Annotated in this window: 27 protein-coding genes, 1 pseudogene and 1 riboswitch; of the genes and pseudogenes, 25 read left to right on the top strand and 3 right to left on the bottom strand. The window is 60.9% G+C overall.

Features of this window, described 5'->3' with window-relative positions; translation table 11 throughout:
* Positions 1 to 433 (bottom strand): alpha/beta fold hydrolase (locus tag Q0Y09_RS04760; RefSeq protein WP_297718388.1); only part of this gene is annotated, 433 nt, incomplete at its 3' end.
* Between the two features lie 317 nt (positions 434 to 750).
* Here Q0Y09_RS04760 and Q0Y09_RS04755 point away from each other — a divergent pair.
* Complete coding sequence (locus tag Q0Y09_RS04755) at positions 751 to 1,302, top strand: DUF2284 domain-containing protein (protein ID WP_297718385.1); 552 nt, start codon at positions 751 to 753, stop codon at positions 1,300 to 1,302.
* Positions 1,303 to 1,306: 4 nt separating this feature from the next.
* Positions 1,307 to 1,939, top strand: coding sequence for a CYTH domain-containing protein (locus tag Q0Y09_RS04750; protein WP_297718383.1), 633 nt, complete (start codon positions 1,307 to 1,309; stop codon positions 1,937 to 1,939).
* Positions 1,940 to 1,975: 36 nt separating this feature from the next.
* Here Q0Y09_RS04750 and Q0Y09_RS04745 read toward each other — a convergent pair whose 3' ends face one another.
* Positions 1,976 to 2,440 (bottom strand): GNAT family N-acetyltransferase, encoded by a 465-nt coding sequence (locus tag Q0Y09_RS04745; protein ID WP_297718380.1) that lies wholly within the window; start codon positions 2,438 to 2,440, stop codon positions 1,976 to 1,978.
* A 15-nt stretch (positions 2,441 to 2,455) separates the two neighbouring features.
* The gene (gene eis / locus Q0Y09_RS04740; protein WP_297718377.1) at positions 2,456 to 3,688 is read right to left on the bottom strand and encodes an enhanced intracellular survival protein Eis; all 1,233 of its coding nucleotides are present in this window, start codon (positions 3,686 to 3,688) and stop codon (positions 2,456 to 2,458) included.
* A gap of 416 nt (positions 3,689 to 4,104) precedes the next feature.
* Between eis and Q0Y09_RS04735 the strand changes: the two genes are divergently transcribed.
* The 23 genes and pseudogenes from Q0Y09_RS04735 (at position 4,105) to yaaA (ending at position 24,681) form a co-directional block, all read left to right on the top strand.
* The gene (locus Q0Y09_RS04735; protein WP_297718375.1) at positions 4,105 to 5,238 is read left to right on the top strand and encodes a 1-propanol dehydrogenase PduQ; all 1,134 of its coding nucleotides are present in this window, start codon (positions 4,105 to 4,107) and stop codon (positions 5,236 to 5,238) included.
* A gap of 299 nt (positions 5,239 to 5,537) precedes the next feature.
* Complete coding sequence (gene eutS / locus Q0Y09_RS04730) at positions 5,538 to 5,888, top strand: ethanolamine utilization microcompartment protein EutS (RefSeq protein ID WP_367184348.1); 351 nt, start codon at positions 5,538 to 5,540, stop codon at positions 5,886 to 5,888.
* An 11-nt stretch (positions 5,889 to 5,899) separates the two neighbouring features.
* Positions 5,900 to 6,346 carry a EutP/PduV family microcompartment system protein gene (locus tag Q0Y09_RS04725; protein ID WP_297718372.1) on the top strand — a complete coding sequence of 149 codons (447 nt, stop codon included), beginning with the start codon at positions 5,900 to 5,902 and terminating at the stop codon, positions 6,344 to 6,346.
* A 40-nt stretch (positions 6,347 to 6,386) separates the two neighbouring features.
* The gene (locus tag Q0Y09_RS04720; RefSeq protein WP_297718390.1) at positions 6,387 to 6,974 is read left to right on the top strand and encodes a response regulator; all 588 of its coding nucleotides are present in this window, start codon (positions 6,387 to 6,389) and stop codon (positions 6,972 to 6,974) included.
* A 3-nt stretch (positions 6,975 to 6,977) separates the two neighbouring features.
* A complete protein-coding gene (locus Q0Y09_RS04715) occupies positions 6,978 to 8,405 on the top strand; it encodes a sensor histidine kinase (protein ID WP_297718370.1) in 1,428 nt (475 codons plus the stop codon).
* Positions 8,406 to 8,521: 116 nt separating this feature from the next.
* Positions 8,522 to 9,952 carry an ethanolamine ammonia-lyase reactivating factor EutA gene (eutA, locus tag Q0Y09_RS04710; protein WP_297718367.1) on the top strand — a complete coding sequence of 477 codons (1,431 nt, stop codon included), beginning with the start codon at positions 8,522 to 8,524 and terminating at the stop codon, positions 9,950 to 9,952.
* Between the two features lie 22 nt (positions 9,953 to 9,974).
* Positions 9,975 to 11,345: an ethanolamine ammonia-lyase subunit EutB gene (locus Q0Y09_RS04705; protein WP_297718364.1), complete on the top strand. Its 1,371-nt coding sequence runs from the start codon at positions 9,975 to 9,977 to the stop codon at positions 11,343 to 11,345.
* Between the two features lie 18 nt (positions 11,346 to 11,363).
* A complete protein-coding gene (gene eutC, locus Q0Y09_RS04700; RefSeq protein WP_297718361.1) occupies positions 11,364 to 12,254 on the top strand; it encodes an ethanolamine ammonia-lyase subunit EutC in 891 nt (296 codons plus the stop codon).
* A 22-nt stretch (positions 12,255 to 12,276) separates the two neighbouring features.
* The gene (gene eutL / locus Q0Y09_RS04695) at positions 12,277 to 12,927 is read left to right on the top strand and encodes an ethanolamine utilization microcompartment protein EutL (protein ID WP_297718358.1); all 651 of its coding nucleotides are present in this window, start codon (positions 12,277 to 12,279) and stop codon (positions 12,925 to 12,927) included.
* A 65-nt stretch (positions 12,928 to 12,992) separates the two neighbouring features.
* Positions 12,993 to 13,250: pseudogene (locus tag Q0Y09_RS13240) on the top strand (BMC domain-containing protein); the annotation flags it as partial.
* A 391-nt stretch (positions 13,251 to 13,641) separates the two neighbouring features.
* On the top strand, positions 13,642 to 15,126 hold the full coding sequence (locus Q0Y09_RS04685; protein ID WP_297718353.1) for an acetaldehyde dehydrogenase (acetylating): 1,485 nt from the start codon (positions 13,642 to 13,644) through the stop codon (positions 15,124 to 15,126).
* Between the two features lie 25 nt (positions 15,127 to 15,151).
* Positions 15,152 to 15,439, top strand: a complete 288-nt coding sequence (gene eutM, locus Q0Y09_RS04680; protein WP_297718349.1) for an ethanolamine utilization microcompartment protein EutM — start codon at positions 15,152 to 15,154, stop codon at positions 15,437 to 15,439.
* Between the two features lie 101 nt (positions 15,440 to 15,540).
* A complete protein-coding gene (eutM, locus tag Q0Y09_RS04675; RefSeq protein WP_297718346.1) occupies positions 15,541 to 15,825 on the top strand; it encodes an ethanolamine utilization microcompartment protein EutM in 285 nt (94 codons plus the stop codon).
* Positions 15,826 to 15,863: 38 nt separating this feature from the next.
* Entirely contained in the window at positions 15,864 to 16,679 is an 816-nt protein-coding gene (locus Q0Y09_RS04670; protein ID WP_297718344.1) for an ATP-binding protein, read from the top strand.
* Positions 16,680 to 16,702: 23 nt separating this feature from the next.
* Entirely contained in the window at positions 16,703 to 17,521 is an 819-nt protein-coding gene (eutJ, locus tag Q0Y09_RS04665; protein ID WP_297718341.1) for an ethanolamine utilization protein EutJ, read from the top strand.
* A 39-nt stretch (positions 17,522 to 17,560) separates the two neighbouring features.
* Positions 17,561 to 18,316, top strand: coding sequence for a hypothetical protein (locus Q0Y09_RS04660; protein WP_297718339.1), 756 nt, complete (start codon positions 17,561 to 17,563; stop codon positions 18,314 to 18,316).
* Between the two features lie 66 nt (positions 18,317 to 18,382).
* Positions 18,383 to 18,667, top strand: coding sequence for a EutN/CcmL family microcompartment protein (locus Q0Y09_RS04655; RefSeq protein WP_297718336.1), 285 nt, complete (start codon positions 18,383 to 18,385; stop codon positions 18,665 to 18,667).
* A 56-nt stretch (positions 18,668 to 18,723) separates the two neighbouring features.
* Entirely contained in the window at positions 18,724 to 20,073 is a 1,350-nt protein-coding gene (locus Q0Y09_RS04650; protein ID WP_297718333.1) for a 4Fe-4S dicluster domain-containing protein, read from the top strand.
* Positions 20,074 to 20,078: 5 nt separating this feature from the next.
* Entirely contained in the window at positions 20,079 to 20,630 is a 552-nt protein-coding gene (locus Q0Y09_RS04645; protein WP_130849390.1) for a BMC domain-containing protein, read from the top strand.
* A 65-nt stretch (positions 20,631 to 20,695) separates the two neighbouring features.
* Complete coding sequence (locus Q0Y09_RS04640; RefSeq protein ID WP_297718329.1) at positions 20,696 to 21,928, top strand: ethanolamine utilization protein EutH; 1,233 nt, start codon at positions 20,696 to 20,698, stop codon at positions 21,926 to 21,928.
* Positions 21,929 to 21,957: 29 nt separating this feature from the next.
* Positions 21,958 to 22,395, top strand: coding sequence for a cupin domain-containing protein (locus Q0Y09_RS04635; RefSeq protein WP_297718326.1), 438 nt, complete (start codon positions 21,958 to 21,960; stop codon positions 22,393 to 22,395).
* A gap of 128 nt (positions 22,396 to 22,523) precedes the next feature.
* Positions 22,524 to 22,708: riboswitch (cobalamin riboswitch) on the top strand.
* Between the two features lie 461 nt (positions 22,709 to 23,169).
* Entirely contained in the window at positions 23,170 to 23,820 is a 651-nt protein-coding gene (gene eutL, locus Q0Y09_RS04630; protein WP_297718323.1) for an ethanolamine utilization microcompartment protein EutL, read from the top strand.
* 84 nt (positions 23,821 to 23,904) lie between these two features.
* Positions 23,905 to 24,681 (top strand): peroxide stress protein YaaA, encoded by a 777-nt coding sequence (yaaA, locus tag Q0Y09_RS04625; RefSeq protein WP_297718321.1) that lies wholly within the window; start codon positions 23,905 to 23,907, stop codon positions 24,679 to 24,681.
* Positions 24,682 to 24,805 lie beyond the last annotated feature (124 nt).

The raw sequence follows: 24,805 nt of genomic DNA, 5'->3' as shown, positions 1-24,805 counted from the left end.
TTTCTATGCCATACGCATTTTGTGCTGCAATAGACCACTTATCATCAGGTTTCATATTTCCTGTAAAGACGCGCCATGATGTTCTAAATAAACGGAAAGTAACTCGTACTTTTAACGGAACATTTAGAAGGAATAGTTCATCTACCGGTTTTTCTATCGCTTCCTGTATCGCAAACAGTGTTCCCATAGAATGAGCGACAATAATGACTTTGGAATTGGTATCCAATAGTTTTTCAAGGGCATTCTTTACTTGCTGTTTCCATTCAGCCATGGAAGCTTGCGAAAAATCCTTTACACTTCCTCCATGACCTTTTAATGATAAATTGCATATTTCCCAATTTGGAGGAACAAACGATAAAAAAGGCTCAAAATGACTTGTGGTTCCAAGAATACCATGTATAAATAAAAGTGCTATTTTCTCTTGACTGCTCATCATAATCACCTCTTTCACCAATGTCTATGTTTGCTATGATTGGCTTGCCAGAAAAATTGAAATTCTGTATTTGACTTATTTTACAATACTTTCGTGCTTCTTTCAACGCATGAAGAGAGGCCGAAGCTGCCTTTGGCCCTTTTGGGCCTTGCGTATCGGCTGCGCATGGGATCTGGTGAAAATGATGGAGTGGAACCCCATCGGTCCAAACGGAAAAAGGAAGCAAAATTTCTTTCCCTTGCCAAGAAGACCGGGAGATGCTATGATGGTAAAAAGACCATCCCCAATCGGGGCGGGCACAGAGAGGACGTGAGGACATGTATACCACAGAGGTGCGGGTGAAGTCCATGCCGGTGCAGGAGTGGCTGGACCACTACTGCTTTCCGGATCTGTTCCGGGATGCCTGCCTCCACTGCCCGGACCACAATATGAACTGGTCCTGTCCGCCGGAGGTCCCGGCGGCGGCGGAGCTTCTGGGGGAGTACCGCACCGTCCATCTCATCGGGGTGAAGGTGCTCTACGGCGACGAACAGCGCGCAGCCGCCCTCGCCTCGCCCAAGGCGGCGGATGCGGTCCGCAGCGCCAGCTACGGCGTGGTGAAAAAGGCCCTGCTGGAGGTGCTGCTCAATCTGGAACAGATGGTGCCCGGCTCCTATACGGTGGCGGCGGGCCGCTGTGAACAGTGTGAGAAGTGCAGCCGGGTGATGGGCCGGGTCTGCCGGCGTCCGGAGCGGCTGCGGTACTCCTTTTCCGCCTTCGGCTTCGACCTCACGGGCCTGGCCAGGGATCAGCTGGGGCTGGAGCTGCTGTGGGCCAAGGACGGCCTGCCGGAATATAATGTGGCCCTGGCCGCGTTTTTGACGAGGTGAGCGCATGGGCGCCGAGCTGGAGCAGAAATATGTGGTGGATTCCCCGCGGCCCTGGGCGGTCCAGACCCAGCTGCTCTCCCGGCTGAGCCGGGCGGGCTACCAAGTGACCTTCCTGGAGGAAAAGCCCCAGCGGGACACCTATTTCGATACCCCGGAGGGGGATATCCTCAAGGGGGGCGGCTCCCTGCGCCTACGGGAGAAGGGGAAAAAGAACCTCCTCTGCGTCAAGGCTATGCTCCGCAGCGGGGAGGGGAGGTTCCTCCGGCGGGAGGAGGAGCTGGTCCTGGGCCGGGAGGCCGAGCCCATGCCCTTTCTGCGGGACAATCTGCCGGGGGTGGACCTGGAGCGGCTGCTCCCCACGGCGGTGGTGGTCAACCGCCGCCGGACCTACGAGGTCTCCCGGACGGGGGGCGGGCGGTTCGAGCTGGCCTTTGACGATGTGACCTACCGGGACCCGGACACTGGCCGGACCCAACGGGAGCGGCAGGTGGAGCTGGAGGTCCTGTCCGGCGCCCAGGCCGATTTGGAGCGGGCGGTCTCCGTCCTGCGCCTTCCCGAGCTGCGCCCTGCCGCCGAGTCCAAATACCAGCGGGCTGTACGGCTGACTGCTGGGTCGGAAAAACAGGAGAGGAAATAAAAAGTCCCGGCTCCGTGGAGCCGGGACTTTTTGCGTTTACAGGTCCTTGACCATGATGTTCTCATGGATGCCGGGGAGAATGCAGTCGGGCACATAGCCCACCTTTTTGAAGCCCAGGGACTGGTAGAGGTTCTTGGCCCTGGGGTTGAAGTGACTCACCAGCAGGGAGCACTTCTTGTAGCCCAGGGAGCGGGAGACGCCGATGAAGGTCTCCAGCAGCACATGGCCGATCCCCATGCCCCGGAAGGACTTCTTCACGCCCAGCAGGGACAGGTAGGGGAAGGCGCCGAAGAAGCCGTCAGGCTCCACCCACATGCACCCGGCCACCTCGTCCTGGTTGGTGAGGGCCACCCACAGCTCGCCCCGGCTGATGGCGGTGGAGAGCTGTTTGTCCAGCCGCCCCTCCTGGGAGAAGTAGCGGTCGTAGAGGGGACTGTCCAGAAAGACCTCATGGCAGGCCCCCAGGCAGCTCTCGTCCGCCTTGGTGATGCGCACGTTCATGGACACACCTCCGGCTCAGAAATACGTGTAGTTCTTGGGTTTGACGCTCCAGCTGATGGCCTTCTGGATGTCGTCGGCATAGCTGGGGTCGGTGAGCTGCATGCGGTCGTAGGCCAGAAATTCCTTCAGCGGGATGGCGCCCATCACCAGGGAGGAGAGGTCGGCGATGGGGGCGGAGAGGGTGACGTCCGCCGTCCCCTCGTCCACCAGGGCCACCCGGTCCCCCTCCACCTTCAGGAGGAAGGTGCCGTTGTTGTGGGAGAGGAAGGTGTCCCGGACCTGAAGGGCCAGGGTGAAGGGCCGGGAGACCGGCGACTCGCAGTGGGTCTGCACGGCGAAGTACTGCTTCACGTCAAAGATGCGGACCATGTAGCCCATGGTCTTGCGGCCAATTTCGTGGATGCAGCCGTCATGGGCCCGGTTCTCGCCGGTGTCGGGGTTTTTGAACATGACGTGAAGGTACTCGTCGGGGGAGAGGATGCGCACCCGCTCGATCTGATCTGTCTGGGAGGCGAAGAAGGTCATGAACTGCTTGAGGGTGTCCACGTCTTCGTAAATCATCTCCCGGACCATCAGGTCGTGGTACATGTCCGTGTAGTGGTCCACGTCTACAAACTCAAAGGTGAGGTAACCGGTGATCCGGCCCTCCCGGCGGCAGACGACCACATAGGGCATGTCGAAGATGCGGTGGGGGTCCATGTAGTGGTGGACCGTGGCGCCGTTGGTCCTCTCGGCCCAGGCGCGGTAAAAGGCCAGGATCTCCTCCTGGTCGCCGGGGCCGGCGAAGGAGAGACCGGACTTGTCCCCGAAGGAACGGATCATGCCGGGTTTTGGTTGGTAAAGGATGCTCTCGTTGCAGTACCCGTAGCCCATCTTTCGATAGAAAGAGGGCATGAAGGGGTGCAGACAGCCGATGGCTGTACCTAGTTTCTGGTAATACCCCATGAGAACGCGGAGCATGGTCATAGCCGTGTGCTCCTTCTTCCGCAGGAAGTTGGTGGACACATAGGCCGCCGCCCCCATGGGCATCATCACACCTCTGACGTTGAGGGTGAAATCCATCATCAGAATGGAACCCACCAGGGTCCCATCATCGTCAAAACAGCCGAGGTAGCGTCCCTCGTCCGGCTGGTACAGCTCGCTTTCCATGTTCCGAAGCAAAGACGCTGGGGTCTTGGACGGGAAGGCGCTCACCACATTGCGGGCGAGCTGGTCCCGTTCGGAGGGAAGAACGAACCTGATCTCCATGGATACACTCCTTTGAACGATGCGAATTTGGGGAAAAGAGGACAAAAACCAAACCCTGCGACCCGATCAAGGGGGCAAGGCCGGTCCTGTTTCTGGCCGAAGGCCGGCTGGACGGCCTTCGCGCACCTGCTTTGACACGCTATATTATCGCAGTCTTTTCCACCCTTGTCAAATCGTTTTTTGCACATGCCACAAAAGAAAAAGAGGCTTGGGAGAAAAAACTTGACAAAAAGTCATCTTCGTCGTACAATTTATGCTGTAACTGGGTCCGTCTGCGAGGCAGCAGATGAAAAATGGGTTACAGTTTTTATGGATGCGAGGGAGCGTCCTGAACGGGAAGGCCATTCTGCGTTCAGGGCGCCTTTTATTTTCAGTCCGGCCGGATGCCGGAACAGTGGAAGGGAGCGAGAAAAACTATGAACTCCTTCAGCGTACGGACCAGGATCATGATGGGCGGCGGCCTGGAGACCATTGCCCCCGGACTGCATAAGGTCTTCATCGTCACGGATGGCTTTATGGCCTCCAGCGGCAAGGTGAGTTATATCACCGACAAGCTGGATCAGGTGGGGGCGGAATACCGGATCTTCGATCAGGTGAAGGCCGACCCGGACATCGCCACCGTCACAAAGGGCGTGGAGACCATTCTGGACTTTAAGCCCGATGCCGTCATCGCCTTCGGCGGCGGCTCCCCCATCGACGCGGCCAAGGCCATTGTCTTTTTCGCGGCCAGGGCCTGCGATATGCGGGACTGCCAGTTCATCGCGGTCCCCACCACCAGCGGCACCGGCTCCGAGGTGAGCCGCTTCGCCGTCATCACCGACCCGGAGAAGGAGGTCAAGTATCCTCTGGTGGAGGACAGTCTCCTGCCTGACACAGCCATTCTGGACGCGGTGCTCACCGCCAGCGTGCCCCCCTCCGTCACCGCCGATACCGGCATTGACGTCTTCACCCACGCGGTGGAGGCCCTGGTGTCCACCGCCGCCAACGATTTCTCCGACGCGGCGGCGGAGAAGTCCATCAAGCTGGTGCGCAAGCACCTGCTCACCGCCTATCGGGAGCCCGATAATATGGAGGCCCGGCAGGGCATGCACAACGCCTCCTGCCTGGCCGGCGTGGCCTTCTCCAACTCCGGCCTGGGTCTCAACCACGGTATGGCCCACGCCCTGGGCGCCCGGTTCCACATCCCCCATGGCCGGGCCAACGGCATCCTGCTCCCCTATGTGATGAGCTTCAACGCCGGGTGCTCGGAGAGCCTGACGCCGGTGGCCAAACGGTACGCCAAGATCGCCCGCCTCCTGGGCCTGGAGAGTTCCAGCGTCCGCCAGAGCGCCCTGAACCTGATCCGCACCGCCCGGAAATATGTGGAGCAGTTCAAGATCCCCTCCAGCATCCAGGCTGCCGGGGTGAACAAAGAGGAGTTTGAGGCTGAGCTGGACGCCATGGCGGAGGCCGCTCTGGCTGACCGCTGCACCGCCACCAACCCCAGAGCCTGCACCAAGGAGGATATTCTCCAGATATTCCGGAAAGCCTATCTGGGCAAGCTCCCCTGAGGGAGCCTGGCGATATGAGCTATGCCTGACCGGGGGCATGTCCCCGGATGATGAGAAAATCATTGACAAGGCCGGTATTGGCTGATAAAATATACAAAAAGCGTCGGAACGAGTTCGAATGCTTTTGTGTAAAAGTGGCGGAAGGCGCGCCGTTAGTGCCAAGAGCCACAGGAATGAAGTGGAAACACGGGTACAAAAGCCGAGCGATGAAGCTCCCAGGGATTGATGCTGAAAAAGGTTGATCCTTAGGGAGCTTTTTTATCCGAACCCATCGCCGATAGGGAAGGATGGCGAGCACAGTGATCGAATTGGATGAGAAAAAAAGGATCATACAGGAGTTTGTCCCCGGCAAGCAGGTGACGCTGTGCCATGTGATCGCCAGCCCGGACTACTCTCTCTATGGAAAACTGGGCCTGATCGACGCCCGGGGGGCCATCGGCATCATGACCATTACCCCCAGCGAGGCCGCCATGATCGCCGCGGACGTGTCCACCAAGGCTGCGGCGGTGGAGATCGGCTTTGTGGATCGGTTCAACGGCTCTCTGGTCATCACGGGAGATGTGGCCGCAGTGGAGGCCGCCCTCCGGAGCGTGATGCAGGTGCTGTGTGACATGATGGGATACAGCCCCGCTCCCATGACCAAGACCTGAGGCGGATGTCTATGGAGGAGCGGAAGAAGCGGATCATCCTCATTGGGCGCTCGGCGGCGGGGAAGACCACCCTGTGCCAGCGGATCAATCACGAGGATCTGGCCTATCACAAGACCCAGACGGTCCAGGTCATCAACCAGACTATGATCGATACGCCGGGAGAGTACCTGGAACGGCGCTATTTTCGGGGCGCCCTGATGGTGACCGCCACAGATGCGGATGTCATCGTGTTTGTCCAGGATGCCACGGAGGACGGGACCATGTTCCCGCCGGCCTACAACAGCCAGTTTGCCAAGCCCGCTGTGGGCGTGGTGACCAAATGTGATATTGCGTCGCCTGAGCAGGTGGAACGCGCAAAAAAGTACCTGCGTATGGCAGGGGCTGACCGGATGTTCGTGACCAGCAGCGTCAGCGGCGAGGGAGTCGACGAGCTGCTGAGGTTCCTGGGGTACTTGTAGCGGGCGGACGGACGCCGGCGGAGCAAGGAGGAAGAAGATGATGTGCAAGGATGGGATCCGGGTGGTCATCGCCGACGATGAGCCCATCACCCGAATGGATCTGAAGGAGCTGCTGACAGAGGAGGGCTATCAGGTGGTCGGCGAGGCCGCCGACGGATTTGACGCCGTGGAAGTCTGTAAGCAGTGTCGGCCTGATTTGGTGCTCATGGACATCAAAATGCCCCTGTTGGACGGGCTGTCCGCCGCGAAGATCGTATATGAGGAGGGCCTGGCCGATACGGTGATGATGCTCACAGCGTACAGTGAGCGGGAGTTCGTGGATCAGGCCAAGGATATCGGTGTGGCAGGCTATCTGGTCAAGCCCATTGATGAGAAGTCCCTCATCCCCAGCATTGAGCTGGCGGTGGCCCGCAGCAAGGATATGAAAAAGCTCCGCAAGGACATGCAGAAGGTGTCCGAACGGCTGGAGAACCGCAGCATCATCGAAAAGGCCAAGGGTCAGGTCATGGCCCAGGAGGGCATGAACGAGCAAGACGCCTACGATTACATCCGCAAGCTCAGCCAGACCAAGAACCTGTCTATGCGCCGGGTGGCTGAGATCATCCTGATGAAGTCCGGGGGTCAATGAGAAATGGACATCATCCGGGACCTGTGTCGGAAATATACAGATCTCACAGAGGAGGAAATCGCCACCATCCAGGGTATGAGCGCTGTGCTCCAGCCCCTAGCCAATCTGGAGGATGCCGATATCTTCATCGACTGCCTCTCCTGGGATGGGGACGCCATCGTGGTGGCAGAGGCCAAGCCCTCCTATGTGCCGTCTTCCTATAAAAAGACCGTGGTGGGCCTGCTGGCCCGGAAGGAGAACGAGCCCGCTGTGGCGCGGACCTTCCGGCTGGGGGTGGCCACCAAGCAGATGAAAGCGGTCACTCAGGAGAATGGCCGCACGATCCAGTCGGTGGAGCCCATCAAAAATGCCGCCGGCAGCCGGGTCATCGGCGTGCTCATCCGGGAGCAGCGGGTGGATGGACAGCGGCAGGTCAGTGAGCGGCTCCATTTTTCCGAGCAGAGCTATGAGCAGATCGCAAACGCCCTGAGCCACATGGTGGGCAGCAACAACTGGCTCACCGAGTGTATTGATGAGGCCCTCGTCATGGTAGACCGGACGGGGGTGGTGGCCTTCCGAAATTCCCTGGCCCGGGACCTCTACCGGAAGCTGGGGTACATAGAAGACCCGCTTGGACAGCTTTATGAAAACGTTCGTCTGGTGGGTCCGGTGAATGACGCCGACCAGTCGGGCTACTCAGTCATTGAAACCACGGTGGGACGGCACAGCCTCTCCATCAAGCGCATTCAGTTGGAGAGTGAGGACATGGCCTTTGCTGTGGTCATTCAGGACAACACATGGAAAAAGGAACAGGAGAAAGCCCTGATCCTCAAGTCGGTGGCCATCAAGGAGATGCATCACCGGGTCAAGAACAACCTCCAGACCATCGCCAGTCTGCTGCGGCTCCAGGTCCGGCGCTCCGACAACGAGGAGACCCGGAAGGTTTTGGGCGAGAGCATGAACCGCATCCTCTCCATTGCCACGACCCATGAGTTGTTGGCCCAGAGCGGTGTGGATCAGGTCAAGATCGGTGAGGTCATCCTCAATATCAAAAACAATACCGTCCGCTACTTCGCCCGCCCCCACTTCGACGTGAACATCACCCTGGAGGGGGACGACTTTGAGGTAGATTCCGATATCGCCACTTCGGTGGCCCTTATCATCAACGAGCTGCTGCAAAATTCCCTTCAGTACGCCTTTCAGGATCGGGAGAGCGGACTGATCCGCATTGTAGTGACCCGCGGGGAGCTGTATTCCCGCATTGAGGTCATCGACGACGGCAGCGGCTATGATGTGGAGAACGTCCGCACTGACCGCCTGGGCCTGTCCATCGTCCAGACCATGGTGAAGGATAAGCTCCGGGGGAACCTGAGCGTGGAGTCGGGACCGGGCGGGACCCATGTGACCTTTGATTTCAAAAATCAAATTGTGGACGCGGCCAGTGTGACGTAACACGGGCCGGAAAGACGGAGCGACGCAGCCCGGATGCACAGGGGAAGGTATGCCCCTGCGGATTCGGGCTGTCTGTTTTCAAGAACAACGATTGAAAGGGAAAGCGGGTGAACGCCTTGCATGAAGTGATCCTCAGCGTGGGCATCGACATCGGCACCTCCACGACACAGCTCATTTTCAGCAGGTTGACCATTGAGAACCGGGCCAGCAGCTACACTGTGCCGCGCATCCAGATCGTGGACAAAGAGGTCATTTACCGCAGCCTCATCTATTTTACCCCCCTGAAGTCCAGTACAGAGATCGACGCCGAGGCGGTGAAAAAGATTGTCCGGGATGAATATCAGGCCGCCGGCATGAAGCCGGAGGATGTACGGACCGGAGCGGTAATCATTACCGGTGAGACGGCGCGGAAGGAAAACGCCAACGAGGTGCTGGAGGCCCTCTCCGACCTGGCGGGCGACTTTGTGGTCGCCACCGCCGGACCTGATTTGGAGTCGGTCCTCTCCGCCCGGGGCGCCGGCGCCGACAAGATCTCCCACGACGACCGTACCACCGTCGCCAACCTGGACGTGGGCGGCGGCACCACCAACATTGCAGTCTATGAGAAGGGGACCCTCCGTGGGGTGTGCTGCCTGGACATCGGCGGCCGCCTCATCAAGGTAGACCACGGCCGGGTGACCTATCTCTTCCCCAAAATACAGGCATTGGCCAAGTCCCACGGCATCGACCTCCAGGTGGGTGACCCGGCGGAGGAACAGAAGCTCCGCCAGATCTGCGCCCTGATGGCCGATCAGCTGGCACAGTCCCTCCACCTTAAAAAGATGGACGAGGACCACATGGGACTCTACACCAACAGCGGCAAGCCCCTCCCCGCCCAGCCGGAGATCAAGGCCATCACCTTCTCCGGCGGCGTTGCCGACTGTGTCTATCAGCAGATGGAGGGCGACTATTTCCGTTACGGCGACATTGGCGTGCTGCTGGGTCAGGCGATCCGGTCCAATCCGGACTTCCAGACCGTGCAGCTCTTCCAGGCCGCTGAGACAATACGGGCCACGGTGGTGGGCGCGGGGACGCATACCACCGAGGTGAGCGGGAGCACGATCCATTACGCCGAAGGCAGGCTCCCGATCAAGAATATCCCCATCCTCAAGGTGTCCGAGGAGGACGAGGCGTCGCTGGAGACGTTCCGTTCCTCCATCACCAGCCAGATGCCGCTGTATAAGCCTGAGGGCAAGGTGGAACAAATCGCCATTGCCTTCAACGGGGAAAAGCGCACCAGCTTTGCAGAGATCCAGGACCTGGCAGCGGCGATCATCGACGGAGCAAAGGAGGTGATTGAGAGCAGTTATCCCTTGATCCTGGTGGTGGAAGCCGATATCGGCAAGGTGCTGGGCAACGCGGTGAACGTCCTGCTGGACTACAAGAAAGACGTCATCTGCATCGACGGCATCAAGACGCTCAGCGGAGACTATGTGGACATCGGCGAACCCGTCGCGGAAGGGCATGTGGTGCCCGTAGTGATCAAGACCCTGATTTTCAATTCTTAAAAAGTACGAGAGGTGAAGTAGCGTGATTCTCAAAACAAAGCTGTTTGGCCATGTGTACGAGTTTAAGAGCGTATGCGAGGTTATGGCCAAGGCCAATGAGGAAAAATCCGGCGACAAGCTGGCAGGCATCGCCGCCGAGACCGCAGAAGAGAGAGTGGCCGCTAAGGTCGTGCTCTCCCACCTGACGCTCAACGATCTGCGGAACAACCCCGCCGTCCCCTACGAGGAGGACGAGGTGACCCGGGTCATTCAGGACGACATCAACGAGACCATCTTCAACGAGTTCAAGAACATGACGGTGGCCGAGTTCCGTGAGTGGCTCCTCAGCGAGAAGACCACCACCGAGATGATCCGTCACGCTTCCCGCGGCCTGACCTCCGAGTGTGTGGCCGGCGTGTGTAAGCTCATGAGCAACATGGACCTCATCTATGCCGCCAAGAAGATGCGCGTGCAGGCCCACTGCAACACCACCATCGGTATGGATGGCACCTTCTCTTCCCGCCTGCAGCCCAACCACACCACCGACGACCCCAAGGGCGTCATCGCCTCCGTGATGGAGGGCCTGTCCCTGGGCTGCGGCGACGCCGTCATCGGCATCAACCCCGTGGATGACTCCGTGGAGTCTGTGGCTCGTCTGCTGAAGATGCTCAACGAGTTCAAGAACAAGTGGGAAGTCCCCACCCAGTGCTCCGTGCTGGCCCACATCACCACTCAGGTGGAAGCCGCTGAGAAGTTCGGCGCTCCTCTGGATATGGTGTTCCAGTCCATCGCCGGCAGCCAGAAGGGCAACGAAGCCTTCGGCGTCACCGTGCAGATGATCCAGGACGGCCGCGACATGGTGCTCAGCAAGGGCACCTCCACCGGACCCAACGTCAACTACTTCGAGACCGGTCAGGGCTCCGAGCTCTCCTCCGAGGCCCACAACGGCTGGGACCAGGTGACCATGGAGGCCCGCTGCTACGGCCTGGCCCGTCACTTCAATCCCTTCCTGGTCAACACCGTGGTCGGCTTCATCGGGCCTGAGTATCTGTACGATGCCAAGCAGGTCACCCGTGCCGGCCTAGAGGACCACTTCATGGGCAAGCTCACCGGTATCTCCATGGGCTGCGACGCCTGCTACACCAACCACATGAAGGCCGACCAGAACGACATTGAGAACCTGGCCACCCTGCTGGTCGCCGCCGGCTGCAACTACGTCATGGGCGTGCCCGAGGGCGACGACTGCATGCTGATGTATCAGTGCACCGGCTTCCATGAGGCTGCTGCCCTCCGTGAGATCTTTGGCCTGCGTCCCATCAAGGAGTTCGACGCATGGATGGAGAAGATGGGCTTCTCTGAGAACGGCAAGCTGACCCCCAAGGCGGGCGACGCTTCCGTGTTCCTGGCGAAATAAGGGAGGAGGTGCGATCTAATGGATGAGAAAGATCTGAGAACAATCATTGAGCAGGTGCTCAGCGAAATGAATGTGAGCGGCGGCGCCGCTCCCGCCGTTGAGGCCGCCTGTGCCAAGGCCTGCGAGGCCACTGCCAACATTGAGGACGGCTGCATCGCCGACATCACCGAGGTGGATATCCGCGAGCAGTATCTGGTGGAGAATCCTGAGCACGGTGAGGAGTATGCCGAGCTGAAGATGAACGCTCCCTGCCGTCTGGGCATCGGTAAGGCCGGCGCCCGCTATAAGACCCTGCCCCAGCTGGAGTTCCGGGCCGCCCACTCCGCCGCTCAGGACGCCGTGTTCAACGACGTGGACGAGGAGTTTGTGAAGGGCCAGAACCTCTTCATCGTCCAGACCCAGTGTGACTGCAAGGATACCTACCTGACCCGCCCCGACCTGGGCCGTAAGCTCAGCTCCGAGGCCGCGGCCACCATCAAGGAGAAGTGCAAGAAGAACCCCACCGTTCAGATTTATGTCTCCGACGGTCTCTCCTCCGCTTCCGTGGCCGCCAACATCCCCGATCTGCTCCCCGCCATCCTGCAGGGCCTGCAGAACTATAAGATCGACGTGGGCACTCCCTTCTTCGTGAAGTACGGCCGCGTGGGCGTTATGGACGAGATCTCCGAGCTCACCGGTGCCGACGTCACCTGCACCCTCATCGGCGAGCGTCCCGGCCTGATTACCGCCGAGTCCATGTCTGCCTACATCGCCTACAAGGCTACTGTCGGCATGCCTGAGGCCCGCCGCACCGTGGTGTCCAACATCCACAAGGCCGGCACCATCCCCGCTGAGGCCGGTGCGCACATTGCCGATATCATCAAGATCATGCTGGAGAAGAAGGCCAGCGGCACTGATCTGAAACTGTAAGGAGTAGGGAGGAGTTTCTACCATGAAAAGAGATCCCGTAAGAGCATCCGTATTGGCCACCAAGCTCATTCCCAACGTGGCGCCCGATATGGCCAAGGAGCTGGGTCTCCAGCCCGGCGAGAAGTCCCTGGCCCTGATTACCTCTGATTGCGACGATGTGACCTATACCGCCCTGGACGAGGCCACCAAGAAGGCCGACTGCCGCGTGGCTTATGCCAAGAGCTTCTACGCTGGCGCCGCCAACGCCAACACCAAGCTGGCCGGCGAGATCATCGGCATCCTGGCCGCCCCCAACCCCGCCGAGGCCAAGGCCGGCCTGGCCGCCTGCGTGGACATGATCGAGAACGTGTGCCACTTTGTGTCTGCCAATGAGGACGACACCATCGTGTACTACGCCCACTGCATCTCCCGGACCGGCTCTTACCTGTCCGAGGCTTGCGGCATCCAGGAGGGCGAGGCCATCGCCTACCTGATCGCTCCTCCTCTGGAGGCCATGTACGGCGTTGATGCCGCTCTGAAGGCGGCCGACGTCCGTCTGTGCGTGCTGTACGCTCCCCCCAGCGAGACCAACTTCGGTGGCGGTCTGCTCACCGGCAGCCAGTCCGCCTGTAAGTCCGCCTGCGACGCCTTTGCCGCCGCTGTGGAGTTCGTGGCCGATAACCCCATCGAATAAGCCCAATCGCCTGATTTGTTCACAAGAGAGGGCCGGCGCTTACCGGCCCGTGTTGGAGGTATTGAATGAAGGCTTTGGGTATGATCGAGACCCGTGGCCTGGTGGCTTCCATTGAAGCTGCCGACGCCATGGTAAAAGCGGCTAATGTCACCCTGACGTGTAAGGAACACGTGGGCGGCGGACTGGTGACCGTGATGGTCCGCGGCGATGTAGGCGCTGTCAAGGCGGCTGTCGACGCCGGCGCGGCCGCAGCGGAACGGGTCGGCGAGCTGGTGTCCGTGCACGTCATTCCGAGACCCCATGAAGAGCTCGAAGGTATGCTGACGACGCCCGCGCCGGTCACGCCCACACCCAAGCCCCCCGAGGAACCGGAAGAGCCCCCGGCGGAGCCTGTGAGCCCTCCCGACCCGACCCCGGAAGCCTCCGAGCCGGAGCCTGAGATCCCGGCAGAGGAAAAGCCCGAGGAGAAGGGTGAGGAGGCAGAGGGCCTGTCCCTCGCTGAGCTCACAGACGAAGTCCTGGAGGCCATGCCTGTGGTCAAGCTGCGCTCCGTCGCCAGGAGCGTGGGACTGGACACCATGACCCGCAAGGAGATCCGGTTTGCGAAAAAAGAGGAGCTTGTGGCTGCCATTCGAGCGTTTCGGGAGCATTGAGATCCGCAGAAGATGACGGAATGTCATATGGGAACCATCCCCTAAGAGGAGAGTTGATCAAATGCAGCTTTACGATAAAGACCTGCTGTCTATGCAAGAGGTCCGTGAGCTGGTAGAAGCGGCGAAGGAGGCCCAGAAGGAACTGGCCAATATGACCCAGTCCCAGGTGGACCACATCGTCCGCGCCATCGCCGACGCCGGTGTGCGCAATGCCCGCCGTCTGGCCGAGATGGCCCACGAGGACACTGGCTTCGGCAAGGTCGAGGATAAGATCATCAAGAACATCTTCGGCAGCCGGGGCGTCTACGAGTACATCAAGGACATGAAGACCGTGGGCGAGCTGGACCGGGACGACGAGAAGAAGGTCCGCACCATCGCCGTGCCTGTGGGCGTCATCGCCGGCCTTGTCCCCTCTACCAACCCCACCTCCACCGCCCTCTACAAGGCGGAAATCGCCATCAAGGCGGGCAACGCCATCGTGTTCTCCCCCCACCCCACGGCTCTGCGCTGCATCATGGAGACCGTCAAGGTCATCCGGCAGGCCATCGCCGAGGCGGGCGGCAACGAGAACCTGGTGTCCTGCATCACCATCCCCACCATGGAGGCCACCGATAACCTCATGCGCCACCGCGATGTGGCCATGATCCTGGCCACCGGCGGCTCCGCCATGGTCCGGGCGGCCTATTCTTCCGGCACCCCCGCCATCGGCGTTGGCCCGGGCAACGGCCCCGCCTACCTGGAGAAGACCTGCGACCTGCCCCTGGCAGTCAAGCGCATCCTGGACTCCAAGACCTTCGACAACGGTACCATCTGCGCCTCCGAGCAGTCCATCATCTGCGACGAGGACATGGTCCCCGCCGTCAAGGCCGAAATGGAGAAGCAGGGCGCCTACTTCCTGGACGACATGGAGCGGGAGAAGCTGGGCAAGTTCATCCTCCGTGCCAACGGCACCATGAACCCCGAGATCGTGGGCCGCAGCGTGGAGACCATCGCCAAGCTGGCCGGCCTGGACAATGTCCCCGCCACCGCCCGGGTCCTGGTGGCCCGCGAGGATGGTGTGGGCCGCGGGCACCCCTATTCCAACGAGAAGCTGGGGCCCATCCTGGCCTTCTTCACCGGCACCGATTACAAGGACGTGTGCGACAAGGTCTGCACCATCCTGCGCTATGAGGGCGCCGGCCATACCTTCTCCATGCACACCAAGGACGATGCGATGGTGGATTACTTCGCCAAGCGGGTGCCTGCCTCCCGCGTGATGGTGAACACCCCCTCCGCCCTGGGCGGTATTGGCGGTACCACCGGACTGATGCCCTCCCTGACCCTGGGCTGCGGCGCTGTGGGCGGCTCCGCCACCAGCGAGAACGTGGGCCCCATGCAGCTGCTCAACACCCGCAAGATCGCTTACGGGCTCAGAGAGCTGGATGAGATCCGCGCTGATCTTCCCGACTGCTCCGACGGAATCTGCCGCATCCGCAGCAGCGATGTGTGCGAAGCCGATGTGGAGGACATTGTCCGGAAGATCATGGCCCGGCTCAAGGATCTGTAAGACTGATTTTTAGGAGGAACTATTTATGGCTACAATGCAAGCACTTGGCATGATCGAGACCAAGGGTCTCGTCGCCTCCGTTGAGGCCGCCGATGCCATGGTCAAGGCCGCCAACGTCACCCTCATCGGCAAGGTCCATGTGGGCGGCGGTCTGGTGACCGTCATGGTCCGCGGCGACGTGGGCGCCGTCAAGGCCGCCACCGACGCCGGCGCCGCTGCTGCTGAGCGCGTGGGCGAGCTGGTGAGCGTCCATGTGATCCCCCGTCCCCACGAGGAAGTGGAGTTCATTCTCCCCAGTCTGGATAAGCAGTAACCATTTTCCCCATCCCCTGCGGTGGAGCGGGGGCCGGGCGGCCTGAGCCGTCCGGTCCCCTGACCGCCGCTCTGCCCGGATGGGTATAGGAGTGTATGAATATGGCTAGTATGCAAGCACTTGGTATGATCGAGACCAAGGGTCTCGTCGCCTCTGTCGAGGCCGCCGACGCCATGGTCAAGGCCGCCAACGTCACCCTCATCGGCAAGGTCCATGTGGGCGGCGGTCTGGTGACCGTCATGGTCCGCGGCGACGTGGGCGCTGTCAAGGCCGCCACCGACGCCGGCGCCGCCGCCGCTGAGCGCGTGGGCGAGCTGGTGAGCGTCCATGTGATCCCCCGTCCCCACGAGGAAGTGGAGTTCATCCTCCCCAGCCTGGAGAAGTAAGAGCGGCATAAGCCGTATCAAACCTACCGACGGAGGGGGTGAAGCGCTTGAAATGTATCACGGAGGACGCGCTCCGGTGCGAGCTGCGGGCATCAGAGCCCGAATGCTACGTCGTGCCGGCCGGCAAGATCCTCACCCCGGCGGCCCGGGAATATTTGCAGTCCCGCAAGATCAAAATCGTCAAGGAGGGACAGCAGACCACGCCCAGAGTTGTCGCCACAGAGGTGCCGCCCATGCCCGAGGTGACCATGGCAGCGCCCGCACCCGCACCCGCGCCGGCGCCTGTAAAGCCCAAGTTCGTGGACTATGAGACCGGCGCCTTCTATATGGAGAAGCCTGAGCACATGACCCACCTGGTGGGGAACGTGCTGGTGGTCAAGAATCACCCCCGGATCCTGTTCCGGGGCAAGCTGGATTCGCTCCAGAGCGCGGTGGTTCTGGCCCAGGTGGATATCCATGAGCGGGGTGGGAGCCAGGCCCTCATTGACGACTTGGACGACATCCTGAAAATCCTGCGGGAAATGATGCGCTGTGACGTGCTGGATGAGCCCTTCCAGATGGATACCATCATCGGGCTCACCCATGCCGAGCTGCGGGAGCAGTCCCATGACCCCCAGCGGTTCTTCGGCGTCAAGGCCATGGTCCTGCCCGATTACACCATGGGCCGGGACTTCGCGCTGCTCAACCAGCTGCGCACCTCGGTGCGCGAAACGGAAGTGGCGGCGGCTGACGCCTTCCACACCGGCGCGAAGTATACCCGCAGCGATATCATCGAAGAGCTCAACCGCATGTCCAGCGCCATGCACATTCTGATGTGCCGGTATCTGTCTGGACAATATCAAAACGGAAACTAACTTGACAAAGGAGCGCCGAACACATGATGGATCTGGACCGCGTCAACGCCTATATGGCCCGCGTGGAGGAATCGGAAACCAAGACCTTCAAGCCCGTCAGCAGCAAGCTGAAGGTGGGCCTGGACCTGGGCACGGCCTATATCGTCATGGTCGTCCTGGATGAGGAAAACAATCCCATCGCCTGTGAAAAGCAGGCGGCGCAGGTCCTGCGGGACGGCGTAGTGGTGGACTATTCCGGGGCGCTGCGCATCGTCAAGGAGCTCAAGGCCAAGCTGGAGGAGCGGCTGGACACGGAGCTGGTGAACTGTGCCATCGCCATGCCCGCCGGTACCGAGTCCAGCGCGAAGACCCACCAGTATGTGGCCGAGGGCGCCGGCTTTGAAGTCACCAGTGTTCTGGATGAGCCCACCGCCGCCAACTCCATCTATGAGATCGAGGACGGCGTGGTGGTGGACATCGGCGGCGGTACCACCGGCCTTGCCATCCTGAAGGGCGGCAAGGTGGTCCAGATCGAGGATGAGCCCACCGGAGGCACCCATCTCACCCTGGTCCTGGCGGGAAACTTCCATGTTTCCTTCCAGGAGGCCGAGGCCATCAAGCAGGACTACTCCCGTCACAAGGAGATCCTGCCGGTGGTGAAGGCGGTGGTGGAGAAGATGGCCTCCATCGTCAACCGGTATATCGACAAGGCGCACACCGACACCATTTACCTGTGCGGCGGCACCTGCTGTCTTACCGGCATCGAGGGCATCTTTGAGAAGGAGACCGGCATCCGTACCATCAAGCCGGCCAATCCGTTTCTGGTGACGCCTGCCGGCATCGCGATGAACTGCGAGATCTGAGCAAAGACCCAATGAATGATTTAGAAAGGAGGGGAAGGCATGGATCATAACGCCATCGTGGATGAGATCCTCCGCCGTGTGGCAGAGAAGATCTCTGAAGCGGAAGGCAACTGCGCCGGGTGCGCCGACTGCGGCGGAAAGCCGGGACTGCTGATCCTGACCCAGGACCACGGCACCGACTGCCACGCGTGTCTGGAGAGCGAAGCCCTGAAGGCCCGCTATCAGACCGACTGCGCCCTGATGCACCACTATGAAGTGGATCTGGACGCTTATGAGGCGGTCGTGCTCTTTGGCCTGAGCTGTGACGCCATGGCGGCCCTGGCCTCCGGAGCCTGCGACACCGCGTATACCCGCCTTGCCTCCAAAGCCATCCTCTCAGGTAAAAAGGTCTATGTCCCCACCGAAGAGGTGGAGCTGTATCGGTATAAGGAGACGGCGCCCGCCGCCTACTACAACATGATGCAGCAGAAGCTGGACCTGCTGGTGGCCTCCGGCGTGGTGATCTGCGCCCAGGCCGGCCTGGAGCAGGTCATCCTGGGCAGCGAGGCGCCTGCGCCCGTACCGGCGGCGGCTCCCGCGTGTGCCGCGCCTGTGTGCGCTGCGCCTGCGCCGGTGGTCAGTTGTGAGTCCAAGGCGGTGCGCATCGAAAAGCGGGTGCTGACCGAGAAGGACCTCATCGAGGCCAACATGGAGGGCGTCACCGAGGTCCATATCGGTGAGCGGACCATCATCACCGCGCTGGCCAAGGACGCCGCCAAGGATCGGGGCATGACCATCGTCCGAGACGAAGACTAAACGCGGCCGGACCGCGGAGGGGGACCATCCCCTTCCGCCGTCCCGCGTCGAACAGGGGGACAACATATGAAAGTGGCAAAGGTCATCGGCAACATCTGGGCCACCCGCAAAGAGGAGAAGCTGGCCGGGTATAAGCTGCTCATCGTGCAGCCCATCAATATCCTGGACGGCTCCAAGGACAAAACCCCCATTGTGGCAGCCGACATCATCGGCGCCGGCGTGGGGGAGACGGTGTTGATCGTCGGCGGGAGCTCGGCCCGGAGTGCTGCCGGGGACATGTCTGTCCCCGTGGACGCGACCGTTGTTGGCATCGTGGATGACCAGGAGATCGATCCCAGCGTTTTGGAGTAACAGCCGGAGCCGCCTCACCGGGCGGCCCACGGCAAGGGAATTAAGGCGGTGAAAGCATGAATCTGACCGAAGTTGTCAAGGCATCCGGTATCGTGGGCGCTGGCGGCGCTGGGTTTCCCACCCATGTCAAGCTCAACGCCAAGGCCGAATGCTTTGTGGTCAACGCCGCTGAGTGCGAGCCCCTCATCGAGACGGATAAGTATCTGTGCCGCGCCTACGCGCCCCAGATCATCGCCGCGGTAGTGGCAGTGGCCGCCCATCTGGAGGCCAAGCGGGCGGTCATCGCGCTCAAAGGAAAGTACAAGGCTGAGATCGCGGCCCTGTCCGACGCGATCAAGCTGGCGGACGCCCCCGTCGAGATCTTCGAGATGGGGACCTTCTATCCCGCCGGCGATGAGCAGACCATGGTCCAGCAGGTCACCGGCCGGTCAGTGCCGGAGCGGGGCCTGCCTCTGGACGTGGGCTGTGTGGTGGACAACGTGGGCACGCTGCTCAATATCTTCGACGCCATCCAGGGCCGTCCCGTGGTGGATAAGTTCCTGTCGGTGGTGGGCGAGGTGAAGGAGCCCATTCTGCTCCACGTCCCTGTGGGCACCGCCATCACCGAGTGTGTCAAGGCGGCGGAGCCCACCATCAGCGACTATGCCCTGATCCTGGGCGGCCCCATGATGGGCAAGGTGCTCTTGAGCCAGGCGGACATTGACGCCGCCGTGGTGACCAAGACCACCGGCAACATCATCGTGCTGCCCAAGGACCACTATCTGTTCCAGCGGGCGACTCTGCCTCTGGAGTCCATCCGGCATCAGACCCGCAGCGCCTGCATCCAATGCCGGATGTGCACCGACCTGTGTCCCCGGTACCTCATCGGCCATCAGATCCGCCCCAATCTGGTGATGCGGAACTTCTGGCGTGAGCCGGGGATGGAGGACAACGAGGAGTATGAGCGCTGCTTCGGCGACGCGGCCAACTGCTGTGACTGCGGTATCTGTGAAATGTTTGCCTGCCCCATGGGCCTCTCACCCAGGAAGGTGAACCAGTATATCAAAGGCCAGCTCCGCGCCCGGGGCATCCAGGTCCCCCGGAATATGGAACCTGAGGCCCGGTCCTTTGTGGACCAGCGCCATACCCCCACGGACCGCCTGGTGGCCCGGCTGGGTCTCTCCAAATACTATGGGCTCCACGCCCATGAGTGCCGGGAGCTGACCCCCAGCGAGGTCTTCATCCCCTTCTCTCAGCACATCGGTAAGCCCGCCAATATGGTAAAGGCGGTGGGCGACTATGTGGAGCGGGGCGAAGTCCTGGCCGAGGCCGCCGAGGGGCTCTCTGCCAACATCCACGCCAGTCTCTCCGGCGTGGTGGTGGAGGTCACCGACAAGGGCGCCCGCATCAGCAGCCGGAAGGAGTGAGAAGCATGGGAAACGCCAGCAGACTTGCCATCGGCATGGTAGAACTCAACAGCATCGCGCGGGGCATTGAGACCTGCGACTACATGGTGAAGGCGGCTCAGGTGGACCTCATCCGATCCTCCACCGTCTGCCCGGGTAAGTACATGGTCCTCATCGCCGGCGACACCGGCGATGTGAAGGCCGCCATGGCCGAGGGGATCAAGCGGGGCGGCGAGTGCGTGGTGGACACGCTGACCCTCCCCAACGTCCATCCCCAGGTCATCCAGGCCATCAGCATGACTACCCAGGTGGAGAAGCCGGGCGCCGTGGGCGTTCTGGAGTTTTACTCCGTGGCCTCCGCCATCATCGCCGCCGATGTGGCGGCAAAAGCGGCCAACATTACCCTCATTGAGGTGCGCATTGGATACGCCATCGGCGGCAAGGGCTATGTGACCCTGACCGGCGACGTGGGCGCGGTCCGTGCGGCTGTGGCGGCCGCGGAGCGGGAAGCGGAGCTCCTGGTGGGCACCACCGTCATCCCGCGTCCCTCCCCCAAGCTGTTCCAGTCTCTGCTGTAAAGCAGAGCTGACAGAAAGCTCCCCAATGGGAGCGGACCCATTCCGAGAAGAGAAGGAGCGTAACTATGGATTTTAGTGAACTGATTGCTGCTGCCGATCCCAGCGTATTTACCGAAAGTATCTCTGCGTGGATCTCCGGCATTTCCATCAACTCTGTCATCATGCTCATCATGATGATCTTCATGCTGGTGGGCGCCATCGACAAGATCCGCGGAAACAAGCTGGGCTACGGTGAGAAGTTCGAGGACGGCTTCAACGCCATGGGCGGTCTGGCCATGTCCATGGCCGGCGTCGTGGCTGCCGCCCCCGTGCTGTCCATGCTGCTGGGCCCCATCCTGAAGCCCGTCTACGGCATCTTCGGCGCCAGCCCCGCCATGTTCTCCACCACTTTGCTGGCCTGCGACATGGGCGGCTATCCTCTGGCCATGCAGCTGGCCGGTGACGACATCGCCATCGGTAACTTCGCCGGCCTGATCCTGGGCACCATGATGGGCCCCACCATCGTGTTCACCATCCCCGTGGCTCTGGGCATCATCAAGAAGGAAGACCGCGGCTACCTGGGCGCCGGTGTTCTGGCCGGTCTGATTACCGTGCCCATCGGTTGTATCGTGGGCGGCCTGATGATGAATACCCTGGCCCCTGAGTATCACCTGAGCTTTATCACCATCATCCAGAACCTGATCCCCGTTATCATCATCGCTGCGCTGATCGTCATCGGCCTGTGGTTCGCCCCCGGCCCCATGATTAAGGGCTTCAATGTGTTTGGCGCCGGTGTGACCATCGTCATCACCGCCCTCACCGCCATTGCTGTCTTTGAGCAGATCACCGGCATCATGTTCCCCGTGTTCCACATCATGGTCGAGAACCCCGCCGACGGCTCCCGCGGCCTGGACAGCGGCCTGCTGACCTGCGGTCAGATCGCCATCGTCCTCATCGGCGCCTTCCCCATGGTGGAGTGGATCACCCGCACCTTCGGCAAGGCTCTGGAGAAGGTTGGCGCCGCCCTTGGCATGAACGAGCAGGGCTCCGCCGGTATGGTGGCCAACCTGGCCAACAACATCGCCATGTTCAACATCATGGGCGAGATGAACCCCAAGGGCAAGCTGCTGAACGTGGCCTTCTCCGTGTCCGCCGCCTTTGTGTTCGGCGATCACCTGGGCTTCACTGCCGGCAACAACCCCGACATGATCTTCCCCGTGATCGTTGGCAAGCTGGTGGCCGGTGTCACTGCTATCATCGTGGCCAATATCCTGGCGCCCAAGCTGCTGTCTAAGATCGAGAACGTGAAGTTTGACTGACGGACAGCGCGGAAAGGGAAGGAATCGCTATGAACGTAAGTGAAGAACTCATCCGCAGCATCGTAGAGAAGGTCATCTCTGAGACGGCAGCCGCCTCCAACAAGTGCGGCTTCCAGAAGCAGGTGGACCCCAGCGGTATCATCGGCGTGAAGACCTCCACTGTGAAGCTGGAGCCCTTTGAGGGCCGCAATGACGTCAAGCTCAAGGACGTGGCCACCCTGGAGGAGGCCCCCCGTATGGGCTGCGGCATCATGGAGCTCTCTGACGGGGCCGACTTTGAGTGGACCCTGACCTACGACGAGTGGGATATCGTGCTGGAAGGCCGCCTGGAGATCAAGATCGATGGGCGTGTGGTAGGCGGCGACGCCGGAGATGTGATCTACATCCCCAAGGGCAGCCACATCCACTTCAGCACCCCCGACTATGCCAAGTACGCTTACACCGTGTTCCCCGCCGACTGGCAGTAACTGACTGCAACAGCCCCCGTCGCAGATTTGCGGCGGGGGCTATTCTCATTTTCGGGGAGAAGTACGTCCTCCCCTTGACAAGGGGAGGGAAGGAACGGTATAATAAACATAAGCCAAGCTGACAACTGAATCATAAGTGGTACGCAGGTGCTTTGATGAGCTCAAAAGGGAAGTCGGGTGAGAATCCCGCGCAAAGCCGTTGCTGTATTGGCGAAGTGCTCCCCAATCGGCCACTGGAGCGGAAGCTCTGGGAAGGCGGGGAGCGCGTTTGAACGCCTAAGTCAGAATACCTGCCTGCGTATGGCGCACACGAGACCTCCTCGCGCTTGGGAGGGTGCAGTTCCCGCGGCAAAGACCAGCGGGTGATGGCTGTATCCTTTTTGAGAGGATACGGCTTTTTTGTTGTCGGCGCTAAAGGGTGGACGGGACGGACCGCCATTCCTCCTTATGCGATGTGTCAGGTGGCGAACTTCACCTCCCTTTGGAACTGGTATGGAAAGCGGATGCAGCGCGCGGGCCCGCAGCTGCCACTGAGGGCCCGCCATACCAGAGATCCCCGCCTGTGGAGAAACCGCGGAGCGTCCCGCCGTCAGGGAACGCTCCGCGGCTTTTTGCCATTATGGGCTGGGGGGTACGAACAGACCAAAATGGGAGAAAAAGGCGTGCGTTCGTTGACAACGACGGCAGCTTCCGATATAATCAAAGCGATGATGAATACCGTCGCCTGGGCGGCGGAGCGGGCGGAACGACGCCCGCGAAGAGAGGAGAGGGAGCATGAAACGAGATCCTGTAAAAGCAAGCGTACTGGCCACCAAGCTCATCCCCAACGTATCCCCCGACCTGGCCAAGGAGCTGGGCCTTCAGCCCGGCGAGAAGTCCCTGGCCCTGATTACCTCCGACTGCGATGATGTGACCTATACCGCCCTGGACGAGGCCACCAAGAAGGCCGATTGCCGCGTGGCCTACGCCAAGAGCTTCTATGGCGGCGCCGCCAACGCCAACACCAAGCTGGCCGGCGAGATCATCGGCATCCTGGCCGCTCCCAACCCCGCTGAGGCCAAGGCCGGCCTGGATGCCTGCGTGGACATGATCGAGAACGTGTGCCACTTTGTGTCTGCCAATGAGGACGACACCATCGTGTACTATGCCCACTGCATCTCCCGGACCGGCTCCTACCTGTCCGAGGGCGCGGGCATTGCCGAGGGCGAGTCTCTGGCCTACCTCATTGCGCCCCCTCTGGAGGCCATGTATGGCGTTGATGCCGCCCTGAAGGCCGCCGACGTCCGTCTGTGCGTGCTGTACGCGCCCCCCAGCGAGACCAACTTCGGCGGCGGTCTGCTCACCGGCAGTCAGTCTGCCTGTAAGTCCGCCTGCGACGCCTTTGCCGCCGCTGTGGAGTTCGTGGCCGACAACCCCATCGCCTGAGATCGAACCACCGGCGGCCCGGTGGCGGTGTATACCACCGCCCCGGGCCGTCTTTTGTCCCAACACAGGAAAGTGAGGATGCCCATGAGGATCATGATCTCCCCGGCCAAGAAAATGAACGAGGACCTGGACGGTCTGCCGCCCAGTGGCCTGCCAGTACTGCTGGAGGAGACAGAGCGGCTGCTGACCTATCTGAGGGGCCTTGCTCTGCCTGAACTGAAAAAGCTGCTCGCCTGCAACGACCAGCTTGCAGACCTCAACTACCGGCGGTATCAGAGCATGGACCTCCGAGAGCGGCTGACGCCTGCCCTCTTGGCCTATGAGGGCATCCAGTACAGATATATGGCTCCCGCTGTCTTTTCCCAGTCGGCCCTGGACTATGTGCAGGAGCACCTGCGCATCCTCTCCGGCTTTTATGGTGTGCTCCGGCCCTTTGATGGTGTGACGCCCTACCGGCTGGAAATGCAGGCCAAGCTGCGGACCGACTTCTGTAAGGACCTCTATGACTTTTGGGGCGGGAAGCTGGCGGAAGCCCTCTCGCCCGATGGAGCGGTGATTGACCTGGCCTCCGGGGAGTACAGCAGGGCGGTGGTCCCCCACCTGCCCGCCGGGACACGGGTGGTCACGCCCGTCTTCGGCGAGCTGCGCTCTGATGGCAAGGTGGTGGAAAAGGGGGTCCATGTCAAGATGGCCAGGGGAGAGATGGTCCGCTTCCTGGCCGAGGGCCGGATCGAGGACCCGGAGGACATCGTTGACTTTGAGGGTCTGCATTTTCGGTATTGCAGACAGAGATCCCAGCCAGATCGCCCGGTCTTTCTGCGCGATGTGGAGAAAAAGGCGGATGGGGTAAAATTTCGTTGACGACGTTGTAAACGAACGGTATAATGGTAAATGTCAAAAATCGTGTTTCCACCGTTCAGAGAGAAAGGACCATGGAGCTATGAGGGATACTGCCCCGGGAAAAAGACGGCATGGCGCACATGGA

The organism is Intestinimonas sp., assembly GCF_026169115.1.
Lineage (GTDB): Bacteria > Bacillota > Clostridia > Oscillospirales > Oscillospiraceae > Intestinimonas.
This window is presented reverse-complemented; position numbering and strand designations above follow the sequence as displayed.

Coding starts and splice junctions, on each gene's coding strand:
- eis (WP_297718377.1), bottom strand. CDS start 3,688: ATGGAGATCAGGTTCGTTCTTCCCTCCGAACGGGACCAGCTCGCCCGC.
- eutL (WP_297718358.1), top strand. CDS start 12,277: ATGAAAAGAGATCCCGTAAGAGCATCCGTATTGGCCACCAAGCTCATT.
- Q0Y09_RS04750 (WP_297718383.1), top strand. CDS start 1,307: ATGGGCGCCGAGCTGGAGCAGAAATATGTGGTGGATTCCCCGCGGCCC.
- Q0Y09_RS04645 (WP_130849390.1), top strand. CDS start 20,079: ATGGGAAACGCCAGCAGACTTGCCATCGGCATGGTAGAACTCAACAGC.
- Q0Y09_RS04635 (WP_297718326.1), top strand. CDS start 21,958: ATGAACGTAAGTGAAGAACTCATCCGCAGCATCGTAGAGAAGGTCATC.
- eutM (WP_297718346.1), top strand. CDS start 15,541: ATGGCTAGTATGCAAGCACTTGGTATGATCGAGACCAAGGGTCTCGTC.
- Q0Y09_RS04755 (WP_297718385.1), top strand. CDS start 751: ATGTATACCACAGAGGTGCGGGTGAAGTCCATGCCGGTGCAGGAGTGG.
- Q0Y09_RS04725 (WP_297718372.1), top strand. CDS start 5,900: ATGGAGGAGCGGAAGAAGCGGATCATCCTCATTGGGCGCTCGGCGGCG.
- eutM (WP_297718349.1), top strand. CDS start 15,152: ATGGCTACAATGCAAGCACTTGGCATGATCGAGACCAAGGGTCTCGTC.
- Q0Y09_RS04735 (WP_297718375.1), top strand. CDS start 4,105: ATGAACTCCTTCAGCGTACGGACCAGGATCATGATGGGCGGCGGCCTG.
- eutJ (WP_297718341.1), top strand. CDS start 16,703: ATGATGGATCTGGACCGCGTCAACGCCTATATGGCCCGCGTGGAGGAA.
- Q0Y09_RS04720 (WP_297718390.1), top strand. CDS start 6,387: ATGTGCAAGGATGGGATCCGGGTGGTCATCGCCGACGATGAGCCCATC.
- Q0Y09_RS04650 (WP_297718333.1), top strand. CDS start 18,724: ATGAATCTGACCGAAGTTGTCAAGGCATCCGGTATCGTGGGCGCTGGC.
- Q0Y09_RS04745 (WP_297718380.1), bottom strand. CDS start 2,440: ATGAACGTGCGCATCACCAAGGCGGACGAGAGCTGCCTGGGGGCCTGC.
- Q0Y09_RS04685 (WP_297718353.1), top strand. CDS start 13,642: ATGCAGCTTTACGATAAAGACCTGCTGTCTATGCAAGAGGTCCGTGAG.
- Q0Y09_RS04640 (WP_297718329.1), top strand. CDS start 20,696: ATGGATTTTAGTGAACTGATTGCTGCTGCCGATCCCAGCGTATTTACC.
- eutC (WP_297718361.1), top strand. CDS start 11,364: ATGGATGAGAAAGATCTGAGAACAATCATTGAGCAGGTGCTCAGCGAA.
- Q0Y09_RS04655 (WP_297718336.1), top strand. CDS start 18,383: ATGAAAGTGGCAAAGGTCATCGGCAACATCTGGGCCACCCGCAAAGAG.
- Q0Y09_RS04715 (WP_297718370.1), top strand. CDS start 6,978: ATGGACATCATCCGGGACCTGTGTCGGAAATATACAGATCTCACAGAG.
- Q0Y09_RS04660 (WP_297718339.1), top strand. CDS start 17,561: ATGGATCATAACGCCATCGTGGATGAGATCCTCCGCCGTGTGGCAGAG.
- eutL (WP_297718323.1), top strand. CDS start 23,170: ATGAAACGAGATCCTGTAAAAGCAAGCGTACTGGCCACCAAGCTCATC.
- yaaA (WP_297718321.1), top strand. CDS start 23,905: ATGAGGATCATGATCTCCCCGGCCAAGAAAATGAACGAGGACCTGGAC.